The organism is Rahnella sp. PD4, assembly GCF_049199325.1.
Classification (GTDB): Bacteria; Pseudomonadota; Gammaproteobacteria; order Enterobacterales; family Enterobacteriaceae; genus Rahnella; species Rahnella perminowiae.
Genome location: NZ_JBLZQF010000006.1, coordinates 14,269 through 37,168 on the forward strand (window position 1 = coordinate 14,269; position 22,900 = coordinate 37,168).

22 protein-coding genes and 4 tRNA genes are annotated in these 22,900 nt (G+C 50.4%); 5 read left to right on the top strand and 21 right to left on the bottom strand.

The features are described from left to right. Window positions 1–71 precede the first annotated feature (71 nt). Window positions 72–251, top strand: coding sequence for an ogr/Delta-like zinc finger family protein (locus ACOZIO_RS15780; protein WP_129954609.1), 180 nt, complete (start codon window positions 72–74; stop codon window positions 249–251). Between the two features lie 91 nt (window positions 252–342). On the opposite strand, the gene rplS is transcribed toward ACOZIO_RS15780, so the two are convergent. The 5 genes from rplS to ffh form a co-directional block, all read right to left on the bottom strand. Then, window positions 343–690, bottom strand: coding sequence for a 50S ribosomal protein L19 (rplS, locus tag ACOZIO_RS15785; RefSeq protein ID WP_013574038.1), 348 nt, complete (start codon window positions 688–690; stop codon window positions 343–345). A 48-nt stretch (window positions 691–738) separates the two neighbouring features. After that, window positions 739–1,512, bottom strand: coding sequence for a tRNA (guanosine(37)-N1)-methyltransferase TrmD (trmD, locus tag ACOZIO_RS15790; RefSeq protein ID WP_013574037.1), 774 nt, complete (start codon window positions 1,510–1,512; stop codon window positions 739–741). Window positions 1,513–1,579: 67 nt separating this feature from the next. Beyond that, window positions 1,580–2,128 (bottom strand): ribosome maturation factor RimM, encoded by a 549-nt coding sequence (rimM, locus tag ACOZIO_RS15795; protein ID WP_129954608.1) that lies wholly within the window; start codon window positions 2,126–2,128, stop codon window positions 1,580–1,582. Window positions 2,129–2,146: 18 nt separating this feature from the next. Further along, window positions 2,147–2,395, bottom strand: coding sequence for a 30S ribosomal protein S16 (gene rpsP / locus ACOZIO_RS15800; protein WP_015689395.1), 249 nt, complete (start codon window positions 2,393–2,395; stop codon window positions 2,147–2,149). 178 nt (window positions 2,396–2,573) lie between these two features. After that, window positions 2,574–3,935: a signal recognition particle protein gene (gene ffh, locus ACOZIO_RS15805; RefSeq protein ID WP_129954607.1), complete on the bottom strand. Its 1,362-nt coding sequence runs from the start codon at window positions 3,933–3,935 to the stop codon at window positions 2,574–2,576. A 164-nt stretch (window positions 3,936–4,099) separates the two neighbouring features. Here ffh and ACOZIO_RS15810 point away from each other — a divergent pair, with 164 nt between their 5' ends. Both ACOZIO_RS15810 and ACOZIO_RS15815 read left to right on the top strand, forming a co-directional pair. After that, window positions 4,100–4,891 (top strand): cytochrome C assembly family protein, encoded by a 792-nt coding sequence (locus ACOZIO_RS15810; RefSeq protein ID WP_129954606.1) that lies wholly within the window; start codon window positions 4,100–4,102, stop codon window positions 4,889–4,891. A gap of 16 nt (window positions 4,892–4,907) precedes the next feature. Continuing rightward, entirely contained in the window at window positions 4,908–6,197 is a 1,290-nt protein-coding gene (locus ACOZIO_RS15815; protein WP_129954605.1) for an HlyC/CorC family transporter, read from the top strand. Window positions 6,198–6,266: 69 nt separating this feature from the next. On the opposite strand, the gene luxS is transcribed toward ACOZIO_RS15815, so the two are convergent. The 8 genes from luxS to ACOZIO_RS15855 all read right to left on the bottom strand — a co-directional run bounded on the left by luxS (window position 6,267) and on the right by ACOZIO_RS15855 (window position 10,530). Further along, window positions 6,267–6,782 carry an S-ribosylhomocysteine lyase gene (gene luxS, locus ACOZIO_RS15820; protein ID WP_129991587.1) on the bottom strand — a complete coding sequence of 172 codons (516 nt, stop codon included), beginning with the start codon at window positions 6,780–6,782 and terminating at the stop codon, window positions 6,267–6,269. Window positions 6,783–6,939: 157 nt separating this feature from the next. Continuing rightward, on the bottom strand, window positions 6,940–8,511 hold the full coding sequence (gene gshA, locus ACOZIO_RS15825; protein WP_129954603.1) for a glutamate--cysteine ligase: 1,572 nt from the start codon (window positions 8,509–8,511) through the stop codon (window positions 6,940–6,942). An 85-nt stretch (window positions 8,512–8,596) separates the two neighbouring features. Then, complete coding sequence (locus ACOZIO_RS15830; RefSeq protein WP_129954602.1) at window positions 8,597–9,025, bottom strand: YqaA family protein; 429 nt, start codon at window positions 9,023–9,025, stop codon at window positions 8,597–8,599. Further along, on the bottom strand, window positions 9,022–9,588 hold the full coding sequence (yqaB, locus tag ACOZIO_RS15835; RefSeq protein ID WP_129954601.1) for a fructose-1-phosphate/6-phosphogluconate phosphatase: 567 nt from the start codon (window positions 9,586–9,588) through the stop codon (window positions 9,022–9,024). Before yqaB ends, ACOZIO_RS15830 begins: the two co-directional genes overlap by 4 nt. A gap of 320 nt (window positions 9,589–9,908) precedes the next feature. Then, window positions 9,909–9,985, bottom strand: a tRNA-Arg gene (locus tag ACOZIO_RS15840). A 181-nt stretch (window positions 9,986–10,166) separates the two neighbouring features. After that, window positions 10,167–10,243: transfer RNA gene (locus ACOZIO_RS15845), tRNA-Arg, on the bottom strand. A gap of 109 nt (window positions 10,244–10,352) precedes the next feature. Further along, window positions 10,353–10,429: transfer RNA gene (locus ACOZIO_RS15850), tRNA-Arg, on the bottom strand. An 8-nt stretch (window positions 10,430–10,437) separates the two neighbouring features. Beyond that, window positions 10,438–10,530 (bottom strand) — tRNA-Ser (locus ACOZIO_RS15855). Between the two features lie 149 nt (window positions 10,531–10,679). Here ACOZIO_RS15855 and ACOZIO_RS15860 point away from each other — a divergent pair. Next, window positions 10,680–10,802 carry a hypothetical protein gene (locus tag ACOZIO_RS15860; protein WP_255466753.1) on the top strand — a complete coding sequence of 41 codons (123 nt, stop codon included), beginning with the start codon at window positions 10,680–10,682 and terminating at the stop codon, window positions 10,800–10,802. A gap of 53 nt (window positions 10,803–10,855) precedes the next feature. Here the strand turns inward: ACOZIO_RS15860 and csrA are convergent, their stop codons facing one another. The 6 genes from csrA to mltB form a co-directional block, all read right to left on the bottom strand. Beyond that, window positions 10,856–11,041 (bottom strand): carbon storage regulator CsrA, encoded by a 186-nt coding sequence (gene csrA, locus ACOZIO_RS15865; RefSeq protein ID WP_000906486.1) that lies wholly within the window; start codon window positions 11,039–11,041, stop codon window positions 10,856–10,858. A gap of 256 nt (window positions 11,042–11,297) precedes the next feature. After that, window positions 11,298–13,925, bottom strand: coding sequence for an alanine--tRNA ligase (alaS, locus tag ACOZIO_RS15870; RefSeq protein ID WP_129954600.1), 2,628 nt, complete (start codon window positions 13,923–13,925; stop codon window positions 11,298–11,300). Between the two features lie 138 nt (window positions 13,926–14,063). Then, window positions 14,064–14,621, bottom strand: coding sequence for a recombination regulator RecX (recX, locus tag ACOZIO_RS15875; RefSeq protein ID WP_421595529.1), 558 nt, complete (start codon window positions 14,619–14,621; stop codon window positions 14,064–14,066). Window positions 14,622–14,872: 251 nt separating this feature from the next. Next, window positions 14,873–15,937: a recombinase RecA gene (recA, locus tag ACOZIO_RS15880; RefSeq protein WP_129991589.1), complete on the bottom strand. Its 1,065-nt coding sequence runs from the start codon at window positions 15,935–15,937 to the stop codon at window positions 14,873–14,875. Between the two features lie 107 nt (window positions 15,938–16,044). Beyond that, a complete protein-coding gene (gene pncC, locus ACOZIO_RS15885; RefSeq protein WP_129954598.1) occupies window positions 16,045–16,539 on the bottom strand; it encodes a nicotinamide-nucleotide amidase in 495 nt (164 codons plus the stop codon). 162 nt (window positions 16,540–16,701) lie between these two features. After that, window positions 16,702–17,805 carry a lytic murein transglycosylase B gene (gene mltB, locus ACOZIO_RS15890; protein WP_129954597.1) on the bottom strand — a complete coding sequence of 368 codons (1,104 nt, stop codon included), beginning with the start codon at window positions 17,803–17,805 and terminating at the stop codon, window positions 16,702–16,704. A 261-nt stretch (window positions 17,806–18,066) separates the two neighbouring features. Here mltB and mutS point away from each other — a divergent pair, with 261 nt between their 5' ends. After that, window positions 18,067–20,613, top strand: coding sequence for a DNA mismatch repair protein MutS (mutS, locus tag ACOZIO_RS15895; protein WP_421595530.1), 2,547 nt, complete (start codon window positions 18,067–18,069; stop codon window positions 20,611–20,613). A 111-nt stretch (window positions 20,614–20,724) separates the two neighbouring features. On the opposite strand, the gene rpoS is transcribed toward mutS, so the two are convergent. Then, on the bottom strand, window positions 20,725–21,711 hold the full coding sequence (gene rpoS, locus ACOZIO_RS15900) for an RNA polymerase sigma factor RpoS (RefSeq protein ID WP_013574019.1): 987 nt from the start codon (window positions 21,709–21,711) through the stop codon (window positions 20,725–20,727). Window positions 21,712–21,762: 51 nt separating this feature from the next. Continuing rightward, complete coding sequence (nlpD, locus tag ACOZIO_RS15905; RefSeq protein ID WP_421595490.1) at window positions 21,763–22,785, bottom strand: murein hydrolase activator NlpD; 1,023 nt, start codon at window positions 22,783–22,785, stop codon at window positions 21,763–21,765. Window positions 22,786–22,900: the final 115 nt, after the last annotated feature.

Here is a 22,900-nt window from a genome sequence, read left to right on the forward strand (position 1 = left end):
TATTGACTTGCTTTTGCAAGTTATGAGTTTCATAATGACCTCATCACTTACCTGTCATGCCGGAGGTTTTTATGATGCATTGTCCGCTTTGTGGAAAGGTCGCCCATACACGTTCAAGCCGTTATCTGAGTGAATCAACAAAAGAACGCTATCATCAGTGCCAGAATATTGAATGCAGTTGCACGTTTGCTACGCATGAATCGGTCGCCAGGGTTATCTCAAAGCCGGGTAGCCAGCCTTCTGCTGCGTAGTCAATATGTGGTCATTGATGCAAAAAAAGGGGTTAGCCGATGGCTAACCCCTTGTTCTATATTAACTAGTAGATGTCGCGTTAGCGATACCTTAGTTAAGACGCTCTTTAATACGAGCAGACTTACCAGTACGCTCACGCAGGTAGTACAGTTTAGCTTTACGAACGGCGCCACGGCGTTTAACAGTAATGCTGTCGATTACCGGGGAGTGAGTCTGGAATACACGCTCAACACCTTCGCCGTTAGAAATTTTGCGAACAGTGAATGCAGAGTGCAGACCGCGGTTACGAATAGCGATAACCACGCCCTCGAATGCCTGCAGACGCTTTTTAGAACCTTCAACGACCCATACCTTAATCTCCAGAGAATCACCTGGACGGAATGCAGGTACGTCTTGCTTCATCTGCTCTTGTTCGATTTGTTTAATGATATTGCTCATAATATGTCTCTTACCCTAGGTAAACTGATATATCGGGACGGCCTCGCGTTATGCTTTGGCGTTCCCTTCATAGTTTTGTTGACTAAGCCGATGTTCCTTTTGGAACTCTCTTAGCAACACCTCTTGCTCGTCAGTCAGAGCTAGGTTTTCCAGAAGTTCAGGTCTTCTAAGCCAGGTTCGACCCAGCGACTGTTTCAGGCGCCAGCGACGTATATCAGCATGATTTCCCGACAGTAAAACTGGCGGTACCTCCATGCCTTCCAACACTTCAGGGCGGGTATAATGGGGACAATCCAACAATCCGTCAGCGAAAGAATCTTCTTCTGCTGAAGCCTGACGACCCAGAACACCCGGTATAAAACGGGAAACTGAATCAATCAGAGTCATTGCCGGCAACTCTCCACCGCTAAGAACATAATCGCCAATTGACCATTCTTCATCAATTTCGGTTTTGATTATGCGCTCATCGATCCCTTCATAACGGCCACAAACCAGAATAATTTTCTGATGAGCCGCCAGTTCGCAAACACCGGTTTGATCCAGCTTGCGCCCCTGAGGTGAAAGATAAATCACTTTCACACCTTCGCCTGCCGCTGCTTTTGCTGCATGAATGGCCTCCCGTAAGGGTTGCACCATCATCAGCATTCCGGGACCACCGCCGTAAGGGCGCTCATCCACGGTACGATGTCGATCGTATGCGAAATCACGTGGACTCCAGCAATTTACGCTCAACAGGCCATTCTTAACTGCCCGGCCAGTTACCCCGTAATCCGTAATTGCGCGGAACATTTCAGGAAACAGGCTAATTATACCGATCCACATAGCCTACCCCTTCCAAATGTTTGACCGCTCAACCAGACCTTGTTTACATGAGTAAACACTACGGAGGTCAAAAACCAGGATCCCAATCTACTTCAACAGTGCGAGTAGTGAGATCGACTTTCTTGATAACCTGCCCATCGAGGAACGGAATCAACCGCTCCTTGAGTCCGAAGGCATCTTTCAGGTTGGCTTTAACTACCATCACATCGTTAGAACCGGTTTCCATCATATCGATGATTTTGCCCAGTTCGTAACCGGAAGTTGTCACTACCTGGCAACCAAAAAGGTCTTTCCAGTAGTAGTCACCGTCTTCCAGTGGAGGCAGTTGCTTTGAATCGACAACAATTTCGCAATTGGTCAGAAGATTCGCCGCATCCCGATCATCAACGCCTTTGACTTTGATAATCAGGTCCTGAGTATGGCGTTTCCAGCCTTCCAGCTCGACAACTTGCCATTTACCGGCACGCTGGATAAACCAGGGCTGGTAGTCAAAGATGCTTTCAGCGTCTTCGGTGGATGAAAACACTCTGAGCCAACCACGAATGCCGTATGTTGAACCCATTTTGCCAAGGACTAACGGCTCAGCGGGTACCACTGGATTGGATTGCTTGCTCATTGCCACCACCGCGACAGATTAAGCTGCTTTCTTAGCGTCTTTGATCAGCGCAGAAACGCGATCAGAAACGGTAGCACCCAGACCAACCCAATGGGCAACACGGTCCAGATCCATACGCAGTGCTTCAGCCTGGCCAGAAGCCAATGGGTTGAAGAAACCTACGCGTTCGATGAAACGACCGTCACGAGCGTTGCGGCTGTCGGTCACTACTACTTGATAAAACGGACGCTTTTTTGCGCCGCCACGTGCTAAACGAATTGTTACCATAACATCCTCTTTAGTTAATAAAACAACCAGACCCCATCGGGGAACGGGGTCTGGTTGCAATATAAAAAGCCCGAAAATTTTACTCATTTTGGCGCAAAAAGCAATCTAAAGCGTAGAAACCTTAGCCACCATTTTGCATGAGCCGCCTATATGGCTGATATATAGGCAGTGACGTCGATTAACGGCCAGGGAAACCCGGTGGCATCATACCTTTCATGCCACGCATCATTTTCGCCATGCCGCCACTCTTCATTTTCTTCATCATGCGCTGCATATCGTCGAACTGCTTAAGTAAGCGGTTGACGTCCTGCACCTGCATGCCGGAACCCATCGCGATACGACGCTTACGGGAACCTTTAATAATCTCTGGCTTAGCGCGCTCTTTCAGCGTCATCGAATTGATGATCGCTTCCATCCGCACCAGCACTTTGTCATCCATCTGGGATTTGACGTTATCCGGCAACTGCCCCACACCCGGCAGTTTGCTCATCATACTCGCCATGCCACCCATATTACGCATTTGCTTGAGCTGCTCGAGGAAATCGGTCAGGTCAAAGCCGTCGCCTTTTTTGAGTTTGCTGGCCAGTTTTTCTGCCTGCGCGCGGTCAACTTTACTCTCAATGTCTTCGATAAGAGAGAGAACGTCGCCCATGCCCAGAATACGGGAGGCAATACGATCCGGATGGAACGGCTCCAGTGCATCGGTTTTTTCACCCATACCCAGGAATTTGATCGGTTTGCCGGTGATATGACGAATCGACAGCGCAGCACCGCCACGGGCATCACCATCCACTTTCGTCAGGATCACACCGGTCAGCGGCAGCGCTTCGTTAAACGCTTTTGCGGTATTCGCAGCATCCTGACCGGTCATGGCATCGACAACAAACAAGGTTTCCACCGGATTAATCGCGGCATGTACCTGTTTGATTTCGTCCATCATCGCTTCGTCGACGTGTAAACGGCCGGCAGTATCGACAATCAACACGTCGTAGAATTTCAGTTTCGCCTGCTGCAGAGCACGGTTAACGATATCAACCGGTTTTTCCTGCGCGTCAGACGCGAAGAAATCCACTTCAACTTGTTGTGCCAGGGTTTCCAGCTGCTTGATCGCCGCAGGGCGATAAACGTCGGCGGACACGACCAGTACTTTTTTCTTTTTCTTTTCTTTCAGGAACTTCGCCAGTTTACCGACGCTGGTTGTTTTACCGGCACCTTGTAAACCTGCCATCAGCACCACAGCCGGAGGCTGTGCCGCTAAGTTGAGTTCGGTGTTAGCCTCACCCATCGCGGTTTCCAGTTCTTTCTGGACAATTTTGACGAATTCCTGACCCGGCGTCAGACTCTTATTGACCTCATGGCCAACAGCGCTTTCCTTCACCCGGTTGATGAAGTCACGCACGACCGGCAGCGCAACGTCCGCTTCCAGTAACGCCATACGCACTTCACGTAATGTCTCTTTGATATTCTCTTCGGTCAGCCGCCCGCGGCCGCTGATATTGCGCAGTGTGCGCGACAATCGATCGCTTAAATTCTCAAACATCGTCTCTTGCTCAACGTAATGACAGGCCGCTTTTGCGACGTAATTGCGGGATTATAACACGAAGTGCGGACGATCTCTGCTTTGGCATCTCAGATAGGTTGGAGCGTGACGCGGGTAACGTTATACTGCGGTTCTCATTCACTTTTCGATGCAACCGAAACGCTATGTCAGTTTTTGCTCTCGTCGCCATGTTGGCCTATCTGTTCAGCCTTGCACTGATTATTCCGAGCATCATCCGGAAGAACAGCGCATACCGGCGCTTAGCACTGATGTCTGTTGTGGTGGCACTGGTTTGCCACGCCGTGGCGTTGCAGCAGCGTATTTTTGATGTCAGCACCGGCCAGAACCTCAGCCTGGTCAATATCGGCTCGGTAGTCAGTTTAATCATCGGAACGGTAATGACCATCGTCGCCTCGCGCAATCGCGGCTGGTTCGTTTTGCCTATTGTTTACAGTTTTTCGCTGATCAATCTGGCGTTCGTGACGTTTCTTCCGGGTGAGTTCATCACGCACCTTGAGGAAAGCAAAGGCTTACTGGTACATATCGGCCTGGCATTGTTCTCTTATGCTACGCTGATGATTGCCGCTCTTTATGCGTTGCAGCTGGCATGGCTGGATTATCAGCTGAAGAATAAACGCCTGACGTTTACGGCTGATATGCCGCCGCTGATGAGTATTGAACGCAAACTTTTTCACATCACCCAGATTGGCGTGATTTTACTGACACTGACGCTGTGCACCGGATTACTGTATCTGAACAACCTGTTCAGCCCGGAGAATATCGACAAGGCCGTCTTATCGATACTGGCATGGTTCGTTTATATCGTCCTGCTGTGGGGCCATTATCACGAAGGCTGGCGTGGCCGTCGCGTGGTATGGTTCAGCATGGCGGGCGCCATCCTATTGACCCTTGCCTATTTTGGCAGTCGCCTGATCCAGCAAATCATGGTTCATTAATTAAAAGGAATACCCGTTGGAGCACGTCTCAACAACAACCCTGATCATCACATTGATCATCATGGTGGTGGTTTCGGCTTATTTTTCAGCCTCCGAAACCGGTATGATGACACTCAACCGTTACCGGTTACGTCACCTGGCTAAACAAGGTAACCGCGCGGCGCGGCGCGTCGAAAAGCTGTTAAAACGCCCGGATCAGCTGATAAGCCTGGTACTTATCGGCAACAATCTGGTCAACATCCTTGCTTCCGCTCTGGCAACCATTGTGGGTATCCGTCTGTACGGCGATGCGGGTGTGGCAATTGCCACGGGCGTCCTGACATTTGTCGTTCTGCTGTTTGCAGAAGTGCTGCCTAAAACATTTGCCGCACTGAATCCTGAACGTATCGCCTTCCCGAGCAGCATTTTGTTGCGTCCGCTGCAGACCATTATGATGCCGCTGGTGTGGATCCTTAACAGTCTCTCGCGTTTGCTGATGAGAATGTTCGGCATCAAAACCACCACCAGCCTCAGTGATGCCGTCAGTAAAGAAGAACTGCGTACCATCGTGAACGAGTCTCGCTCCAATATCTCGCGCCGAAATCAGGACATGCTGCTTTCCGTGCTTGATCTGGAGAAAGTCTCTGTTGATGACATCATGGTGCCGCGCAATGAAATCGTTGGTATTGATATCAACGACGACTGGAAGTCGATTATTCGTCAGCTTACTCACTCGCCTCATGGCCGTATTGTGCTTTATCGGGACTCACTCGACGACGCAATTGGGATGTTGCGTTTGCGCGAAGCTTATCGCCTGATGACCGAGAAAAAAGAGTTTACCAAAGAAAATCTGCTGCGCGCCGCTGATGAGATTTACTACATTCCGGAAGGCACCCCGCTGAACATTCAGTTGGTAAAATTCCAGCGGAATAAAAAGAAAGTGGGCATCGTGGTTGATGAATACGGTGATATTCAGGGGCTGGTCACGGTTGAGGATATCCTCGAAGAAATCGTCGGCGATTTCACAACCTCAATGTCACCGACGCTGGCTGAAGAAGTCACGCCACAAAGCGATGGCTCAGTGCTGATTGAAGGCAGTGCGAACGTGCGGGAACTGAATAAAGCCTTTAACTGGCATCTTCCCGCCGAAGAAGCAAGAACGATCAACGGCATGCTGCTGGAAGTACTGGAAGAGATCCCGACAATCGGAACCAGCCTGCGCATTGAAGATTATGAAGTTGAGATCCTGGATGTACAGGACAACATGATTAAACAGGTGCAGGTCCGGCCGTTACAACCGTTGCAAAGCACTGTAAACCAGCACTAACTTTCTGAATTTCAGACATAAAAAAGACGCGAACTTCGCGTCTTTTTTGTCATCAACACGAACTAAAAACTAGATGTGCAGTTCAGACAATTTCTCTTTTGGCAGAGCCAGATCATCGTTACGGTTCACGACAACATCATGATCGATAATGTGTTGTGCGATTTCCTGGGCTTCCTGCAGGGAATGCATTTCGTAAGTCCCGCACTGGTATTCATTCAGCTCTGGGATCTGGCGCTGTTCTTTCACTTTCAGAACGTCAGCCATTGCTGCTTTCCAGGCGTCAGCAACCCGTTGCTCTTCCGGCACACCGATCAGGCTCATGTAAAAACCGGTACGGCAACCCATCGGAGAAATATCAATGATTTCCACACCGTTACCGTTCAGATGATTACGCATGAAACCCGCAAACAGGTGCTCAAGCGTATGGATACCACGTTCCGGCATCACTTCAATGTTCGGGCGGCAGAAACGCAGATCGAACACAGTGATGGTATCCCCGTGCGGGGTATTCATGGTTTTTGCGACGCGAACAGCAGGTGCTGCCATACGGGTATGGTCTACGGTAAAGCTATCCAACAGTGGCATATCGTCACCTCTCCTAAATAAATTAATTTTTTTTGCGAACTCAGGAAACCTTTTCCCAGCATGCGGGTCTTAATTAGTGAAAGACGCGCATTTGTTATCATCATCCCTGTAAACAGAGATGTTTATTTGGCCACATTAATTGTGGCCTTTTTCTTTTCTACTTATCACTACTGCCTGCATTTGCAGCCAGGTATTCTTCAAAGCTTAGCTTATCACTGGCTTCCAGGTTGCGCTGACGCTGCCATGAACCATCCTGCTCAGCCAGCAGGGCACTTTCATCCAACACTTCCAGCGGTTCACTCACCAGCATCTGCCGATATTTTTCCGCCAAGTCCAGCCCGAGGTTACCGAGGCCCTGCTGTTTCAGATCTTTGAGGATGCGGGCAGAATAAGTCAGTTCAGGATCATCAAACGCAGCAGCTAACTCTTTACAGACATCCTGGTAAAGATGATCACCGTTTTGATTATCCATGACCTGAGCCACCCGATTCAGATCAGCAAACAATGCTTTGCCGACGCTGGCTAATGGCTGACGTTCATCGTTACACCCAATACCAATTGTCTGACCCGGTTTACGCCCTTCAAGGATGACGCGGTTCCAGTTTTTGCGCGTACAAAGCAACTCATCACTGTTCATTTCCGGCGCATCGGCTAAAGCACACCATACCAAAAACAGATCCAGGAAACGCGCCTGGGTTGCATCGATACCGACTGGCGAGAACGGATTAACGTCCAGCGAACGGACTTCAATGTATTCAATCCCGCTGCGCATCAGCGCATCCGAAGGGGTTTCACCCGATTTGGTGACGCGCTTAGGCCGGATTGGCGCATAAAGTTCGTTCTCAATCTGTAACACATTGGTGTTCAGCTGGAGATACTTGCCGTCCTTTTTCACCCCCATTTCCGCATATTCAGCAGACGGTGTGCGGATCGCTTTCTTCACACCCTGAACATAGGTGTTCAGATCATTAAAAGTGATACCCAGATTGCTCTGCGACTTATTCGTATACCCTAAATCACTCAGGCGCAACGATGTCGCATAAGGCAGATAACACAAACCGCCTTCGGTATATTCAAAAGGCAGATCCGTTACACGGCCTTTCAGGAATGAGGAACAGATTGCAGGCGACGCACCAAACAGATACGGGATCACCCAACCAAAACGGTAATAGTTTCGGATGAGTTTGAAATAACCTGCAGAGATGGCCTCTTTCCCGCTTTCGGTATCGGTAACACCCAACCGCTCCTGCCAAAACGTCATTGGCAACGAAAAATTGTAATGGATGCCGGAAATTACCTGCATCAGTGCGCCATAGCGATTTTTCAGGCCTTCGCGATAAAGCGTCTTGAAACGCCCGACATTCGAGGCGCCATATTGTGCCAGTTCAATATCCTGCCCTGATTCGATAAAGCACGGCATGCTGAACGGCCACATACGCTCGTCACCAAGCTCACGGGCCACGTGACGATGAATATCACGCAGAAACGCCATCAGATGTTCAATATTGTCATCGACGGGCGTAATGAATTCTAATAAGGCTTCAGCAAAATCGGTGGTGATCCAGCGATGCGTCAGAGCTGAACCTAAAGATTCCGGGTGACCCGTCGTCGCTAATGAACCATCAGGATTAACCCGAAGCGTTTCACGCTCGATACCACGACGAATACCTTTTAATGCCTGAGGGTGGGCTTCCAGCCAGGAAAGCGCCTGAGATACATCCGGGATCAAATTGACCTCCCGTTCGGTGAAACCATTAATTTGCAAGCATACTGAATCTGCATAGATGTGACCATAATTGATAGCTGATGCCAATCTAACCGAACCATGAGAGCCCCTCCAGCGTTACAAAAGTCAAAAGTATGTAACGCACCGCTTTTCCGATAAACATGAAAAAGACTACAGGCCCCCACGGCATTCGCAGCCAACCTGCTAATACACACAACACATCACCCATCACCGGTAACCAACTTAGCAATAATGCCGGGGGTCCGAAGCGCTTCAGCCAGCCTTGTGCAATATTGAGTCCACGCTGAGGCTTAAGCTGTGGCAGAAAGCGTCCGATGATGACGTTGGTTATGCCGCCTAAGGTATTGCCAACAGATGCAGACAAAACCAGTGCAGCTGGCATTGCGCTGCCAGCTGACAATAAAGCCACTAATAAAACTTCTGAATTTCCAGGCAGTAATGTGGCGCTTAAAAAGCTGCTGCCGAATAAGGAAGCCAGCGCCAGGGCGCTACTCACAGCTTACGTACGTCCACAAAATCCATATTGGCGCGTTTTGCTGCCTCAATACCGAAATCTGCATCTTCAAAGACGACACATTTTTCAGGAGGCACGCCGATCAGCTCCGCACAGCGCAAAAACGTGTCCGGTGCCGGTTTGTGGTTCTTCACATCGTTGGCACCCACAATCGCATCAAAGTAATCGCGCAATCCTAAATGTCGTAACAATGCATCCGCCATCCAGTGCTCGCTGCCCGTTCCTACCGCCATTGGCCGGCGCCCATGATAGGATTTGACGACATCAATTAGCGGTAAAGGCCGCACGGTATCGAGTAACATTTCCTGCACTGCAGCCGTTTTCTCAGCTGCAAGAAGATGGGGATCCATCTCAACATTATTACTGTCTATAACAAACCTGGCGATGTGCCAGGTCGGAGAACCATTCAGAGCAACCATGGATGCGACATCAAACTGCATATTGTATTTGGTCAATACCTGATGCCATGCCTTACGGTGCGTAGGTTCGGTATCCAATATGGTGCCATCCATATCAAATATTAGCCCTTCGTATCGATCGTACATCGGGATGCTCCGTGATCACGAAAAAACTGGAAAACTACTTTATCGCAAAGTCTGTAGAAAGTCGCATTTTGTCCACGTACACAGCACATACGAACACGTCAGAAAGGCCAGAAAAATGAAAAAAAAGAGGGAGAAACAGCTGCGAAATGTAAAAAGCAAAAAACCCGCCGAAGCGGGTTTTCTAATCTGGTGCACCGAGGAAGATTACTCGGCAGGGCCTCGCTCTGCGGGCCGTTGCTAAAGCAACGTTATTTTCCTTCGTGCTACCTTCATGCCGGAGGACTCTATACGAAAGCCGTCGCTCAAACATGTTTAGAATATGGTGCACCCAGGAAGATTCGAACTTCCGACCGCTCGGTTCGTAGCCGAGTACTCTATCCAGCTGAGCTATGGGTGCAGGGGGGTAATACTGATTTTTTTTCGGGAAATACTTAGAGAAAGAATGGTGCACCCAGGAAGATTACTCGGCTATCGCCTCGCCCTGCGGGCCGTTGCTTCAGCAACGTTATCTTCCTTCGTGCTATCTGCATGTTGAGGACAATGTAAAATCTTATCATCGCTTCAACATACACAAAATATGGTGCACCCAGGAAGATTCGAACTTCCGACCGCTCGGTTCGTAGCCGAGTACTCTATCCAGCTGAGCTATGGGTGCATTTTGATTCTTACTGCAGATTTACCTGACCATTTTCCTTAATGCATCCGCTTTTGCGTTTGCCCGTCACGCTCATTTGATTGCAAATCAACATACGCTCAGGAAAGTATGGTGCACCCAGGAAGATTCGAACTTCCGACCGCTCGGTTCGTAGCCGAGTACTCTATCCAGCTGAGCTATGGGTGCATTTTAAATGGCGGTGAGGCGGGGATTCGAACCCCGGATGCAGCTTTTGACCGCATACTCCCTTAGCAGGGGAGCGCCTTCAGCCTCTCGGCCACCTCACCATACGCCTCTTTCGAGTGTGCTGACTAACTTTGTTCAAGCTCATCGGCACTGCGTGGCGCACATATTACTTTCTGGCCCTTATAAGTCAAACCCTTTTTTCCTAACAATCACCCGTTTGGACATTTCACGCGCAACCTGAGCAGTTTGAATGCAAAAAATGACCGTGAACGCGAAAAAAACGCCTTCATTTTCAGGAAAAGACAACACGGGAGATAAAACACAGGAAGAAATTAAAAAAGAAAATGCAGGGAAACGAAGGAGGGATAAGTGATAAGGCACATAAAAGAGGTTCAGCGCCTCGCCATTAGCGAGACGCCTCGTAAATCAGTAACTCGACTGTTGAGACTTTTCAGCCTGAATACGCTGATAAATCTCTTCACGGTGAACAGAGACCTCTTTCGGCGCATTCACACCAATGCGCACCTGATTACCTTTAACACCTAAAACGGTAACAGTAACCTCATCGCCAATCATGAGGGTTTCACCAACTCGGCGAGTTAGAATAAGCATTCTTTGCTCCTTGAATAATTAAAAGAGTCGGGTCTCTCAGTTTCCCGGCCATTATCGATCATAAGCGGGTAAAACGTAAGCCATGACCCCTACATAAAATGTAAGCAGCCTGCAACTTCAGCCATGTGTACTTTAAGTTTAGCCGATATCATCATTGTCGCGACTTTAATCGCGAAGCTTACAGCGCCATTAAGACTGAAAACGCCATACAGCACAATAGATTATGGCGTTTTCATGGTTAGCTATTTATTTCTTATTACAGCTTAGCTTCAACCCAGGCTTCAACCGTCGCCAGAGCGGCAGGTAATGCCTGCACATCACTGCCGCCTGCCTGAGCCATATCTGGACGACCGCCGCCCTTTCCACCGACCTGCTGTGCCACAGAAGCAATCAGCTCACCGGCTTTAACACGATCGGTCAGATCTTTCGTGACACCAGCAATCAGGCTGACTTTATCATCAGCAATGGTTGCCAGAACGATAATTACTGATCCCAGCTGATTTTTCAGGTCATCAACCATCGTACGCAGAATTTTAGGCTCTACGTTATCCAGTTGACGAACCAACAGCTTAACCCCTTTCACTTCTTTCGCCTGGCTGGACAGTGAGGCACTTTCCTGCGCGGCTTGCTGACCTTTCACCTGCTGAAGTTCTTTTTCCAGTACACGTGAACGTTCAATCAAAGAACGGATTTTATCGGTGATGCTGTTCACATCGCCTTTCACCAAATGCGCCACATCCTGGAGCAAATCGCTTTGCTGATGCAGTGCATTAATCGCGTTTTCACCGGTAATCCCTTCAATACGACGAACACCAGCTGCAGTACCGGATTCACTCTGAATACGGAACAAACCGATATCGCCAGTACGGCTGGCGTGCGTACCGCCACACAATTCGGTAGAGAAATCCCCCATGCTCAGTACACGAACGCTGTCTTCATACTTCTCACCAAACAGCGCCATTGCCCCTTTTTCTTTCGCTTCGTCCAGATCCATGATGGTGGTCTGGATAGGCAAATTGCGACGGATCTGAGCATTCACCAGATCTTCTACCTGACGGATTTCTTCTGGTTTCATTGCTTCAAAATGCGAGAAGTCGAAACGCAGATAGTTATCGTTAACCAGAGAGCCTTTCTGAGCCACATGCTTGCCCAGCACCTGACGCAGCGCAGCATGCAGCAAGTGCGTTGCAGAGTGGTTCAGACGGATGCGGTCACGGCGTGCGGCATCAACTTCTGCTTCGACACTGTCGCCGACACTCAGTTTACCCGCGTTCAGTGCGCCCTGATGGCCGATCGCTTTACCATATTTCTGGGTATCAGAAACAGAGAAGATGCCAGCAGCCGTTTTCAGAACGCCTTTATCACCCACCTGGCCACCAGACTCACCGTAAAACGGCGTATCATCCAGAACCACAATAGCATTAACGCCAGCCTGAATATCATTCACGGGCTGACCATCGACAAACAACGCCACGACTTTGGAATGGCGCTGCAGATGTTCGTAACCGGAGAACTGAGTGACGCCATCAACACGCACCATGCTGTTATAGTCCGCGCTGAAACCACTGGACTCACGCGCACGGCGGCGTTGAACGTCCATCGCTTTTTCGAAACCGGCCTCATCCACTTTCAGATTACGCTCCCGGCATACGTCAGCAGTCAGATCCAGCGGGAAACCAAAGGTGTCATACAAACGGAAAGCAATTTCGCCGTCCAGAGTGTCGCCTTCCAATGCGGACAATTCTTCGTCCAGCAACGCCAGTCCACGTTCCAGGGTACGGGCAAACTGTTCTTCTTCGGTTTTCAGCAGTTGCTCAACCATCGCCTGCTGTTCTTTCAGTTCCGTCGCAGCCGGACCCATAACTTCAATCAGCGGAGCAACCAGTTTGTAGAAGAAAGTGTCCTTCGCGCCCAGCATATTGCCGTGACGGATTGCACGACGAATGATACGACGCAGCACATAGCCACGGTTTTCATTCGATGGGATCACACCGTCCGCAATCAGGAATGCACATGAACGGATATGATCAGCAATAACGCGCAGTGATTTGTTGGTCAGATCGGTCGCGCCAGTGACGTCTGCCACTGCCGCGATCAGTTTCTGGAACAGGTCGATATCGTAGTTGGAGTTCACATGCTGCATAACCGCCGTGATACGCTCAAGCCCCATCCCGGTATCTACAGATGGTTTTGGCAGAGGCAACATCGTGCCGTCAGCCTGACGGTTGAACTGCATGAACACCAGGTTCCAGATTTCTATATAACGGTCGCCATCTTCTTCAGCAGAACCCGGAGGGCCGCCCCAGATGTGATCGCCATGATCGTAGAATATCTCAGTACAAGGGCCGCACGGACCGGTATCGCCCATCTGCCAGAAGTTATCAGAAGCGAATGCACCGCCTTTATTATCGCCAATGCGGATAATACGTTCTTTTGGAACGCCGACTTCTTTCTCCCAGATGTCGAAAGCTTCGTCATCAGTCTCATAGACGGTGACCCACAGCTTCTCTTTCGGCAGGTTGAACCACTTTTCGCCGGTCAGTAATTCCCAGGCGTAGTTGATGGCATCGTGCTTAAAGTAATCACCGAAGCTGAAGTTACCCAGCATCTCGAAGAAGGTATGATGACGTGCGGTATAGCCGACATTTTCGAGGTCATTATGCTTACCGCCCGCACGTACACAACGCTGAGACGTGGTGGCGCGGTTGTAATCGCGCTTATCCAGACCGAGGAAAACGTCTTTAAATTGGTTCATCCCGGCATTGGTAAACAACAGTGTCGGATCGTTTGTCGGGACAAGCGAACTGCTTGAAACAATGTTGTGTCCCTTACTATGGAAGAAATCGAGAAACGCTTGACGGATCTCAGCGGTGCTCTTGCTCATAAATGTCCCGGAATCATGCTGGAAGAACGGCTCTTGAGCCGGATAACGCTGTATATGACAGCAATCTGTACAGCTCACGAACGAAAAAGTGCGGATAAGATAAAATTTCTGCGCGGGGAAGTAAAATACCGTATGCGGTCAATCGTCAAAATCGCGATAAATAGACTGTATTTCTTCCTGAAAGAAGCCCCGATAGAGTAAATAACGCAGAACTTTCGATTTTTCCTTCCAGTCGGTCGGTAAATTTTCACCAAATTTCCTGACTGCCAAATCCCGTGCCAGAACACACCAGTCAACATCAGTGTTTTCCAGCGCCACGGTGATGATTTCTTTATCGACACCTTTTTGCAGTAATTCCGAACGAATGCGCACCGCACCGTAACCTTTGTGACTGCGACCAGAGATATAGCGGCTGGCAAATTTGGCATCATCGAGCCAGTGATGTTGATAGCAGTAATCAATCACCGCCTGCACATGTTCTTCCGAAATGGCTTCTGGCACAGGCCGTGGCTCAGGTTTACCTCTCACCGCTTCTTCGTCAGCAAATGCATTTTGCTCCGGCTTTTTACGCGATAACCCACTGTTTTTCTTATTCTGAGGTTTAACAAAAGGCATCGGTGGAGTGAGCAATTTACGACGCAACTCGGCTTCACCGTGATCACGCTGAGAAAGCAAACGCATAGCGCGGTTCATCATCGTGTTGATTTTAGCCGCATCACCCTCTTTTTTTGGGGGCTCAAACAGCGTGGACTCACTGTTCTGCGCCACTTCTTCCAGCAGTTTTTTCAGGTCGATAATTTTTTCATTGGGCGCTTTTTCATCGTGCATAAGGTTTCCCCTGATATGCAAAATGCCAGTCTGGAAACCAGACTGGCATTTTAACGACTTCTGAAAGTCACGGATAACTATCCCCTGCCTTCAAATGTCTCTGTCAGACAACCGCGAAATTAAAATTCTTCGCTGGTTTCCATATTGTCGTCAGCATCTTCAGCAATGGTCGCAGCACTCAGCTCACCGGTACCGCTCAGCAACATATCACGCAGTTTTTTGTCCAGCTCTGCAGCGACTTTCGGGTTTTCTTTAAGGTAGTTGCAAGAGTTTGCTTTACCCTGACCAATCTTCTCACCGTTGTAGCTGTACCAGGCACCGGCTTTCTCGATCAGTTTGTGCTTCACGCCCAGGTCGATCAGTTCGCCGTTGATATTGATACCTTCTCCGTACATGATCTGGAATTCAGCTTGCTTAAATGGCGCTGCGATTTTGTTCTTTACAACTTTCACACGCGTTTCGCTACCGACAACCACATCACCTTCTTTGATAGCACCAATACGACGGATATCCAGACGTACAGAGGCGTAGAATTTCAGGGCATTACCGCCGGTAGTCGTTTCCGGGTTACCGAACATTACGCCGATTTTCATACGGATCTGGTTGATGAAGATCAGCAGGGTGTTGGCGTTTTTCAGGTTACCGGCAAGCTTACGCATTGCCTGGCTCATCATACGTGCTGCAAGGCCCATATGAGAGTCACCAATTTCGCCTTCGATTTCAGCTTTTGGTGTCAGTGCTGCCACGGAGTCAACGATGATAACGTCAACTGCACCTGAACGGGTCAGCGCATCACAGATTTCGAGCGCCTGCTCTCCGGTATCTGGCTGTGAACACAGCAGGTTATCAATATCTACACCCAGTTTTTTAGCGTAGATAGGGTCCAGCGCATGTTCTGCATCGATGAACGCACAGGTTTTGCCTTCACGCTGTGCAGCCGCGATAACCTGCAAGGTCAGTGTGGTTTTACCGGACGATTCAGGACCATAAATTTCAACAATACGGCCCATTGGCAAGCCGCCAGCACCTAACGCGATATCCAGAGACAAAGAGCCGGTAGAGATCGTTTCGACGTCCATGGAGCGATCTTCCCCCAGACGCATGATGGAGCCTTTACCGAATTGCTTTTCGATCTGGCCCAGTGCTGCAGCTAACGCTTTTTGCTTGTTCTCATCAATAGCCATTTTTACTCCTCGTCTGATACAGGGGAACATCCCGCCTGCATCATTGAATATAATTTATGTACAGGTAATTGGCAGTAATTATACTGTATGCTCATACAGTATCAAGACTAATTTTTAATAAACTCATCCAATGCTGTTTGTAGCGAAAAAACAGCGGCTTGCAAACGCACCGCTTCGCGATCGCCGGAAAAATGCTGTTTAACCATCAGAACATGCCCGTTTTTACCGGCAAAACCAAACCAAACAGTGCCGACAGGTTTTTCTTCGGAACCGCCATCAGGACCGGCAATACCGCTTACCGAAACGGCAACGTCCGCGCCCGCTGCGTGCAGAACACCCACTGCCATTTCATGCACCACCTGCTCACTCACCGCACCATATTGTTCAAGCGTGCTTTCGCGCACACCCAGCAATTCATGCTTGGCCGCATTGCTGTAAGTGACAAATCCGCGATCAAACCAGGCGGAACTGCCAGCAATATCCGTGATGGATTTAGCAATCAGCCCGCCAGTGCAGGATTCTGCGCATGTGATCCATAGTCCGTGTGCTTTAAGCGCAGCGCCGATTTCCACACTCAGCTCATGTAAACGTTTCTCGTCCATATTCCCTCCTGGCAGGTCATCTGAAACTGACCTGATGTTAGCATTTCTCTTCAGGTCTGTGAGTCATGTCGACGCGTTTTGCGCGATGTATTCAGAATTGGCATAAAAACAAAAAAGAAGGGCCGCGTTTTGCGGCCCCCATGAACAATTCCTGAACCGGCATTAACGTGCCGCTTTCACTGCCTCACCTAACTGCCATACCGCCATCGCATAATGAACGCTGTGGTTATAACGGGTAATAGTGTAAAAGTTCGGCAGTCCGTACCAGTACTGATAATTAGTGCCCATATCAAGGCGCAGCAGGCTGGCTTCCTGGTAGTTACCCAGTGAACCCAACGGGCTCAGCCCCGCCGCTTTCAACGTATATAACGGATACTTGGTTTTAAAGCCATTTTCAAGCAAGGGTGCCTGCCCCGCTGCCGGTACCGCAATCGGCGCGCCCTTCGTCCAGCCATGGGCCTTGAAATAATTGGCGACACTGCCGATGGCATCAATGGGATCCCACAGGTTAGCATGACCGTCGCCATTAAAATCGACGGCATAATCTTTATAAGACGAAGGCATAAACTGACCATAGCCCATCGCGCCCGCGAAAGAACCGCGCAGACTCAGGGGATCATCGCCTTCACGGCGCGACATCAACAGGAAGGTTTCCAGTTCGCCGGAAAAATACTCAGCCCGACGCGGATAGGCAAAGGATAAGGTCGCCAGCGCATCAATAATACGGGTTTTACCCATTACGCGCCCCCAGCGGGTTTCCACACCGATAATACCCACAATGATTTCCGGCGGCACGCCGTAAACCTGCTCTGCACGCTGTAACGCATCCTGATATTGATTCCAGAACACCACGCCATTTTGCACGTTATCCGGCGTAATGAATTTACTGCGGTAGCGATTCCACGCCCCGTTCGGCACGGTCGATGGCGGGCCGGAAGGTGCCTGCTGATCCATCAGTCTTAAGACAAAGGCCAGACGCTTAGTCTGCGACAGGACGTCATGCAGTTGCTGACGGTCAAATCCATGCTCGCGTACCATTTTGTCAACAAACTGGTTCATGGCCGGATCATAGGCGAAATCGCCGGTCTGGACGGCACCGGTATGCTCCGGCTGGAGCAGAAAGCCACCGTCAGGCACGGTACTCGCGCTGGCATTTCTTCCATCGGAAAAAGGATTTCGCGGACCTGCAGGCTGAGGTGCGCTTTTATGACTGCTACATGCAGAAAGTATAAGAACCAGGGGAAGAATGACTGCCAGATGGCGCATCGGATATCCGTAACCATGCAAAAAAGAGGTGCGGATATGGTAGAGCATTATCAAGGCCGAAAAAACTGAAAATCACCGTCTTTACACCACAGCAGAAAGGTTACATTTTCAGATAAGTTGCGTGACGTTACGCAAGTTCAGAACGCAGCGTAGTTTTTTGGCTCTACTCACGTTAGGATCCGTTGTAAAGTCGTTGCCCCAGGCGGTAAGAGCCAACAGGATGATTTAAAATTGAATCAACTCAATGAAAAACAAAACAATATGACCGGACTGGATGCCCACACCCCGATGATGCAGCAATACCTGCGTCTTAAAGCAGAGAACCCGGATGTTCTGCTGTTTTACCGTATGGGTGACTTCTACGAGCTGTTTTATGACGATGCGAAACGCGCATCGCAACTGATGGATATCTCCCTGACCAAACGCGGTGCATCTGCCGGTGAGCCGATCCCGATGGCAGGTGTGCCTTATCATGCAGTAGAAGGTTACCTGGCGAAGCTGGTCCAGCTCGGTGAATCCGTTGCGATTGCTGAACAAATTGGCGACCCGGCACTGAGTAAAGGGCCGGTTGAACGCAAAGTGGTACGCATCGTCACGCCAGGCACCGTCAGTGACGAAGCATTACTGAGCGAGCGTTACGATAACCTGCTGGCGGCGATCTGGCAGGACGGACGCGGGTTTGGTTACGCCACGCTGGATATCAGTTCCGGCCGTTTCCGCGTCGCACAGCCTGATGATCCGGAAACCATGGCGGCCGAATTACAGCGCACCAATCCGGCGGAGTTACTCTACCCGGAAAGCTTTGAAGCCATGTCGCTGATTTCTTCCCGCCGTGGCCTGCGCCGCCGTCCGATGTGGGAATTCGAGCTGGAAACTGCCAAACAGCAGCTGAACCTGCAATTTGGCACACGCGATTTAAGCGGCTTCGGCGTTGAGCAGGCCACTCAGGCACTGCGCGCTGCCGGTTGTCTGCTGCAATACGTTAAGGATACCCAGCGTACTGCCCTGCCGCATATCCGGGGCGTCACGATGGAACGCCAGCAGGACGGTATCATTATGGATGCGGCTACCCGCCGTAACCTGGAACTGACGCAAAATCTGGCCGGTGGTATAGAAAACACGCTGGCGGCCGTGCTCGATCAGGCTGTCACGCCGATGGGCAGCCGCATGCTCAAACGCTGGATCCACATGCCAAGCCGCGATATCAAATTGCTGACACATCGCCAGCAGGCGATCGGTGCATTGCAGGATCTCACGGCAGATCTGCAACCGGTACTGCGACAGGTCGGCGACCTCGAACGTATACTGGCACGGCTCGCATTGCGCAGCGCCCGCCCGCGTGACCTGGCTCGTATGCGTCATGCGATGCAGCAACTGCCGGAAATCCGGGAAATATTGCAGGAAACCGACGCCGCACATGTAAAAACACTGGTCGGACAAACCGGTGACTTCACCGAACTGGTGGAACTGCTCGAGCGCGCAATCATCGAAACGCCGCCGGTTCTGGTACGTGATGGCGGTGTAATCGCACCGGGCTACAATGCCGAGCTGGATGAATGGCGAGCCCTGGCAGACGGCGCGACCGATTATCTCGACAGATTAGAGATCCGCGAACGCGAGAAACTGGGGCTGGATACGCTGAAAGTCGGTTTCAACGGCGTGCATGGTTATTACATTCAGGTCAGCCGCGGTCAGAGCCATCTGGTGCCGATCCACTATGTCCGTCGCCAGACGCTCAAAAACGCTGAGCGCTACATCATTCCTGAGTTGAAAGAGTACGAAGACAAAGTGCTGACTTCAAAAGGCAAAGCCTTGTCTCTGGAAAAAGCGCTGTACGAAGAGCTGTTCGATCTACTGATGCCACACCTGTCCGCATTACAGCAAAGCGCCAGTGCACTGGCGGAACTGGATGTTCTGAGCAACCTGGCAGAACGTGCGTACACATTGAATTACGCCTGTCCGACGATGAGTGAAAAACCGGGCATTAATATTACCGGTGGCCGCCATCCTGTGGTTGAACAGGTACTGAGCGAACCGTTTATTTCCAACCCGCTGAATATGTCTCCGGCACGGCGCATGCTGATCATCACCGGTCCGAATATGGGCGGTAAAAGTACCTATATGCGTCAGGCGGCGCTGATCGTCCTGATGGCGCATATCGGCAGCTATGTGCCCGCAGAAGCCGCTGTTATCGGGCCTGTGGATCGCATTTTTACCCGTGTCGGTGCGGCGGACGATCTGGCTTCGGGGCGTTCTACCTTTATGGTGGAAATGACCGAAACCGCCAATATCCTCCATAACGCCACCGAAAACAGTCTGGTATTGATGGATGAAATCGGGAGAGGGACGTCAACGTATGATGGTTTGTCGCTGGCATGGGCATGTGCGGAAAATCTCGCCAGCCGTATTAAAGCCATGACGCTGTTCGCCACCCATTATTTCGAGCTGACTACCCTGCCGGAAAAAATGGAAGGCACGGTCAATGTTCATCTGGATGCTATTGAACACGGCGACACGATCGCCTTTATGCACAGCGTACAGGATGGCGCGGCCAGCAAGAGTTACGGTCTGGCCGTTGCGGCGCTGGCGGGTGTTCCGCGAGATGTGATTAAGCGTGCGCGTCAGAAACTGAAAGAGCTGGAAACGTTGTCCAACAACGCTGCAGCCAGCAAAGTCGATGGCCCGCAATTGGCATTACTGACGGAAGAAGTGTCTCCGGCGGTTGAAGCGCTGGAATCTCTCGATGCAGATTCTCTGTCGCCACGTCAGGCGCTGGAATGGATATATCGTCTGAAAGATATGGTGTAGATGTCCGCTGGTCAGAACAGGAAGCATAAAAAAACGGTGGGATTGACCCACCGTTTTTATGTGTTGTTCTTACAGGATAGAACATGATGCAACCACTGCCCGGCGAATAAGTTATTCGCGGAACAATGCTTCGATGCTCAGTCCCTGTCCCTGCAGGATTTCACGCAGGCGACGCAAACCTTCTACCTGAATCTGACGAACACGCTCACGTGTCAGGCCAATCTCGCGGCCTACATCTTCCAGCGTCGCTGCTTCATAGCCTAACAGGCCGAAACGGCGCGCCAGAACTTCACGCTGTTTTGCATTCAACTCGAATAACCACTTAACGATACTTTGTTTCATATCGTCATCTTGTGTGGTGTCTTCCGGGCCGTTGTCTTTCTCATCCGCCAGAATATCTAACAACGCTTTCTCTGAGTCCCCGCCCAACGGAGTATCCACAGAAGTAATGCGTTCATTCAGGCGCAACATACGGCTGACGTCATGTACCGGTTTGTCGAGCTGCTCAGCAATCTCTTCAGCACTCGGTTCATGGTCCAGTTTATGTGCAAGTTCACGTGCAGTACGCAGGTAAACGTTCAGTTCTTTAACGATGTGAATGGGCAAACGGATAGTACGGGTTTGATTCATGATCGCCCGTTCAATCGTCTGACGGATCCACCATGTTGCATAGGTAGAGAAACGGAAACCGCGCTCAGGATCAAATTTTTCAACCGCACGGATCAGACCCAGGTTACCTTCCTCGATCAGATCCAGCAGTGCCAGACCGCGATTACTGTAGCGGCGGGCAATTTTAACCACTAAACGCAGATTACTTTCAATCATACGGCGGCGGGAAGGAACATCTCCCCGCAACGCGCGTCGTGCAAAATAAACTTCCTCTTCTGCAGTAAGCAGAGGGGAATAACCGATTTCACCGAGGTACAGTTGAGTGGCGTCCAGCACTCGTTGGCTTACAGTCTGCGACAACAATTCTTCTTCAGCATCGTTGTCGGCAGTCTCTTCGACTATTGCTTTCTCGTCAAAGGCTTCAGCGCTGTTCTCATCGAAATCTACATCATCATGTAACTCGTTAACTTTCAGCGTATTCTGACTCATAAGCTGCTCCTACCCGTGGTCCCGAGGGCAGAATCGATGCTCTGCCCCGATTTATCGCTGCGGAAGATAACGCAGCGGGTTTACGGATTTCCCCTTGTAACGAATTTCAAAATGCAATCTTACTGAACTGGTTCCGGTGCTACCCATAGTCGCTATTTTTTGTCCCGCCTGCACTTCTTGTTGTTCCCGGACCAGCATTGTATCGTTATGTGCATAGGCGCTCAGGTAATCATCATTGTGTTTAATGATGATCAGATTACCGTAACCGCGAAGAGCATTACCCGCGTAAACCACACGCCCCGAGGCGGTTGCTACGACAGACTGTCCACGCGAACCAGCAATATCGATCCCCTTATTTCCCCCTTCAGAAGCAGAGAAATTATCGATAATTTTCCCGTCAGTCGGCCATTTCCAGGAGGAAACCGGACCGCCATTATTTGTTGAGGTGGCGACGGGAGTGCTGGCTACAGCAACAGGTGTTGTGGTGGTAGTAACTGCACCTGATGAAGGCAACATCCTGCCTACATTCTGTTTACCAGAAGAATCAGAATACGTGGTAGTTGGTTGAGATGCAACCACAGAACCTGTGAGCATGCCCCCGGTTGGAGCTTTCGGAACACCACCATTTGTGGCATCTGCGGCCGCTACCGTACCCCCGGTGCTCGCCGCAGAAGAAACGTTATTGATCTGGATTGTCTGGCCAACTTCAAGGCTGTATGGCGCAGGAATATTATTGCGTGCAGCCAGGTCGCGGAAGTCATTGCCCGTGATCCAGGCAATATAGAACAGGGTGTCGCCGCGCTTCACCTGGTAGGTGCTGCCGCTATAACTTCCTTTAGGGATCGAGTTATAGCTGCGGTTGTAAACAATATGTCCGCCGGGTCCGACGGCAGGTGCCATTTGCGGAGCAGAATTCAGAGTATTCTGACTACTATTGCCGCTGTTACCGCCGCCATTGACGCTGCTGATGGGTGCGGATGTCGTTGAATTGTTCGTACATCCCGCCATCCAGGCACTGATAAAAGTACACATTGCAATGCGGCTTAGTGTTTTTATTGGGCTTCCCGTGCTCATATTTCCCCCGTTACGGCAATCTCAGAATATCTCTTTAACCGCGCACACCGCGCCAGCTGGCGCTTTTCGTGTCACCGGACACGGTGCGGGCAGGCAACATACTCATTCAGGTCTT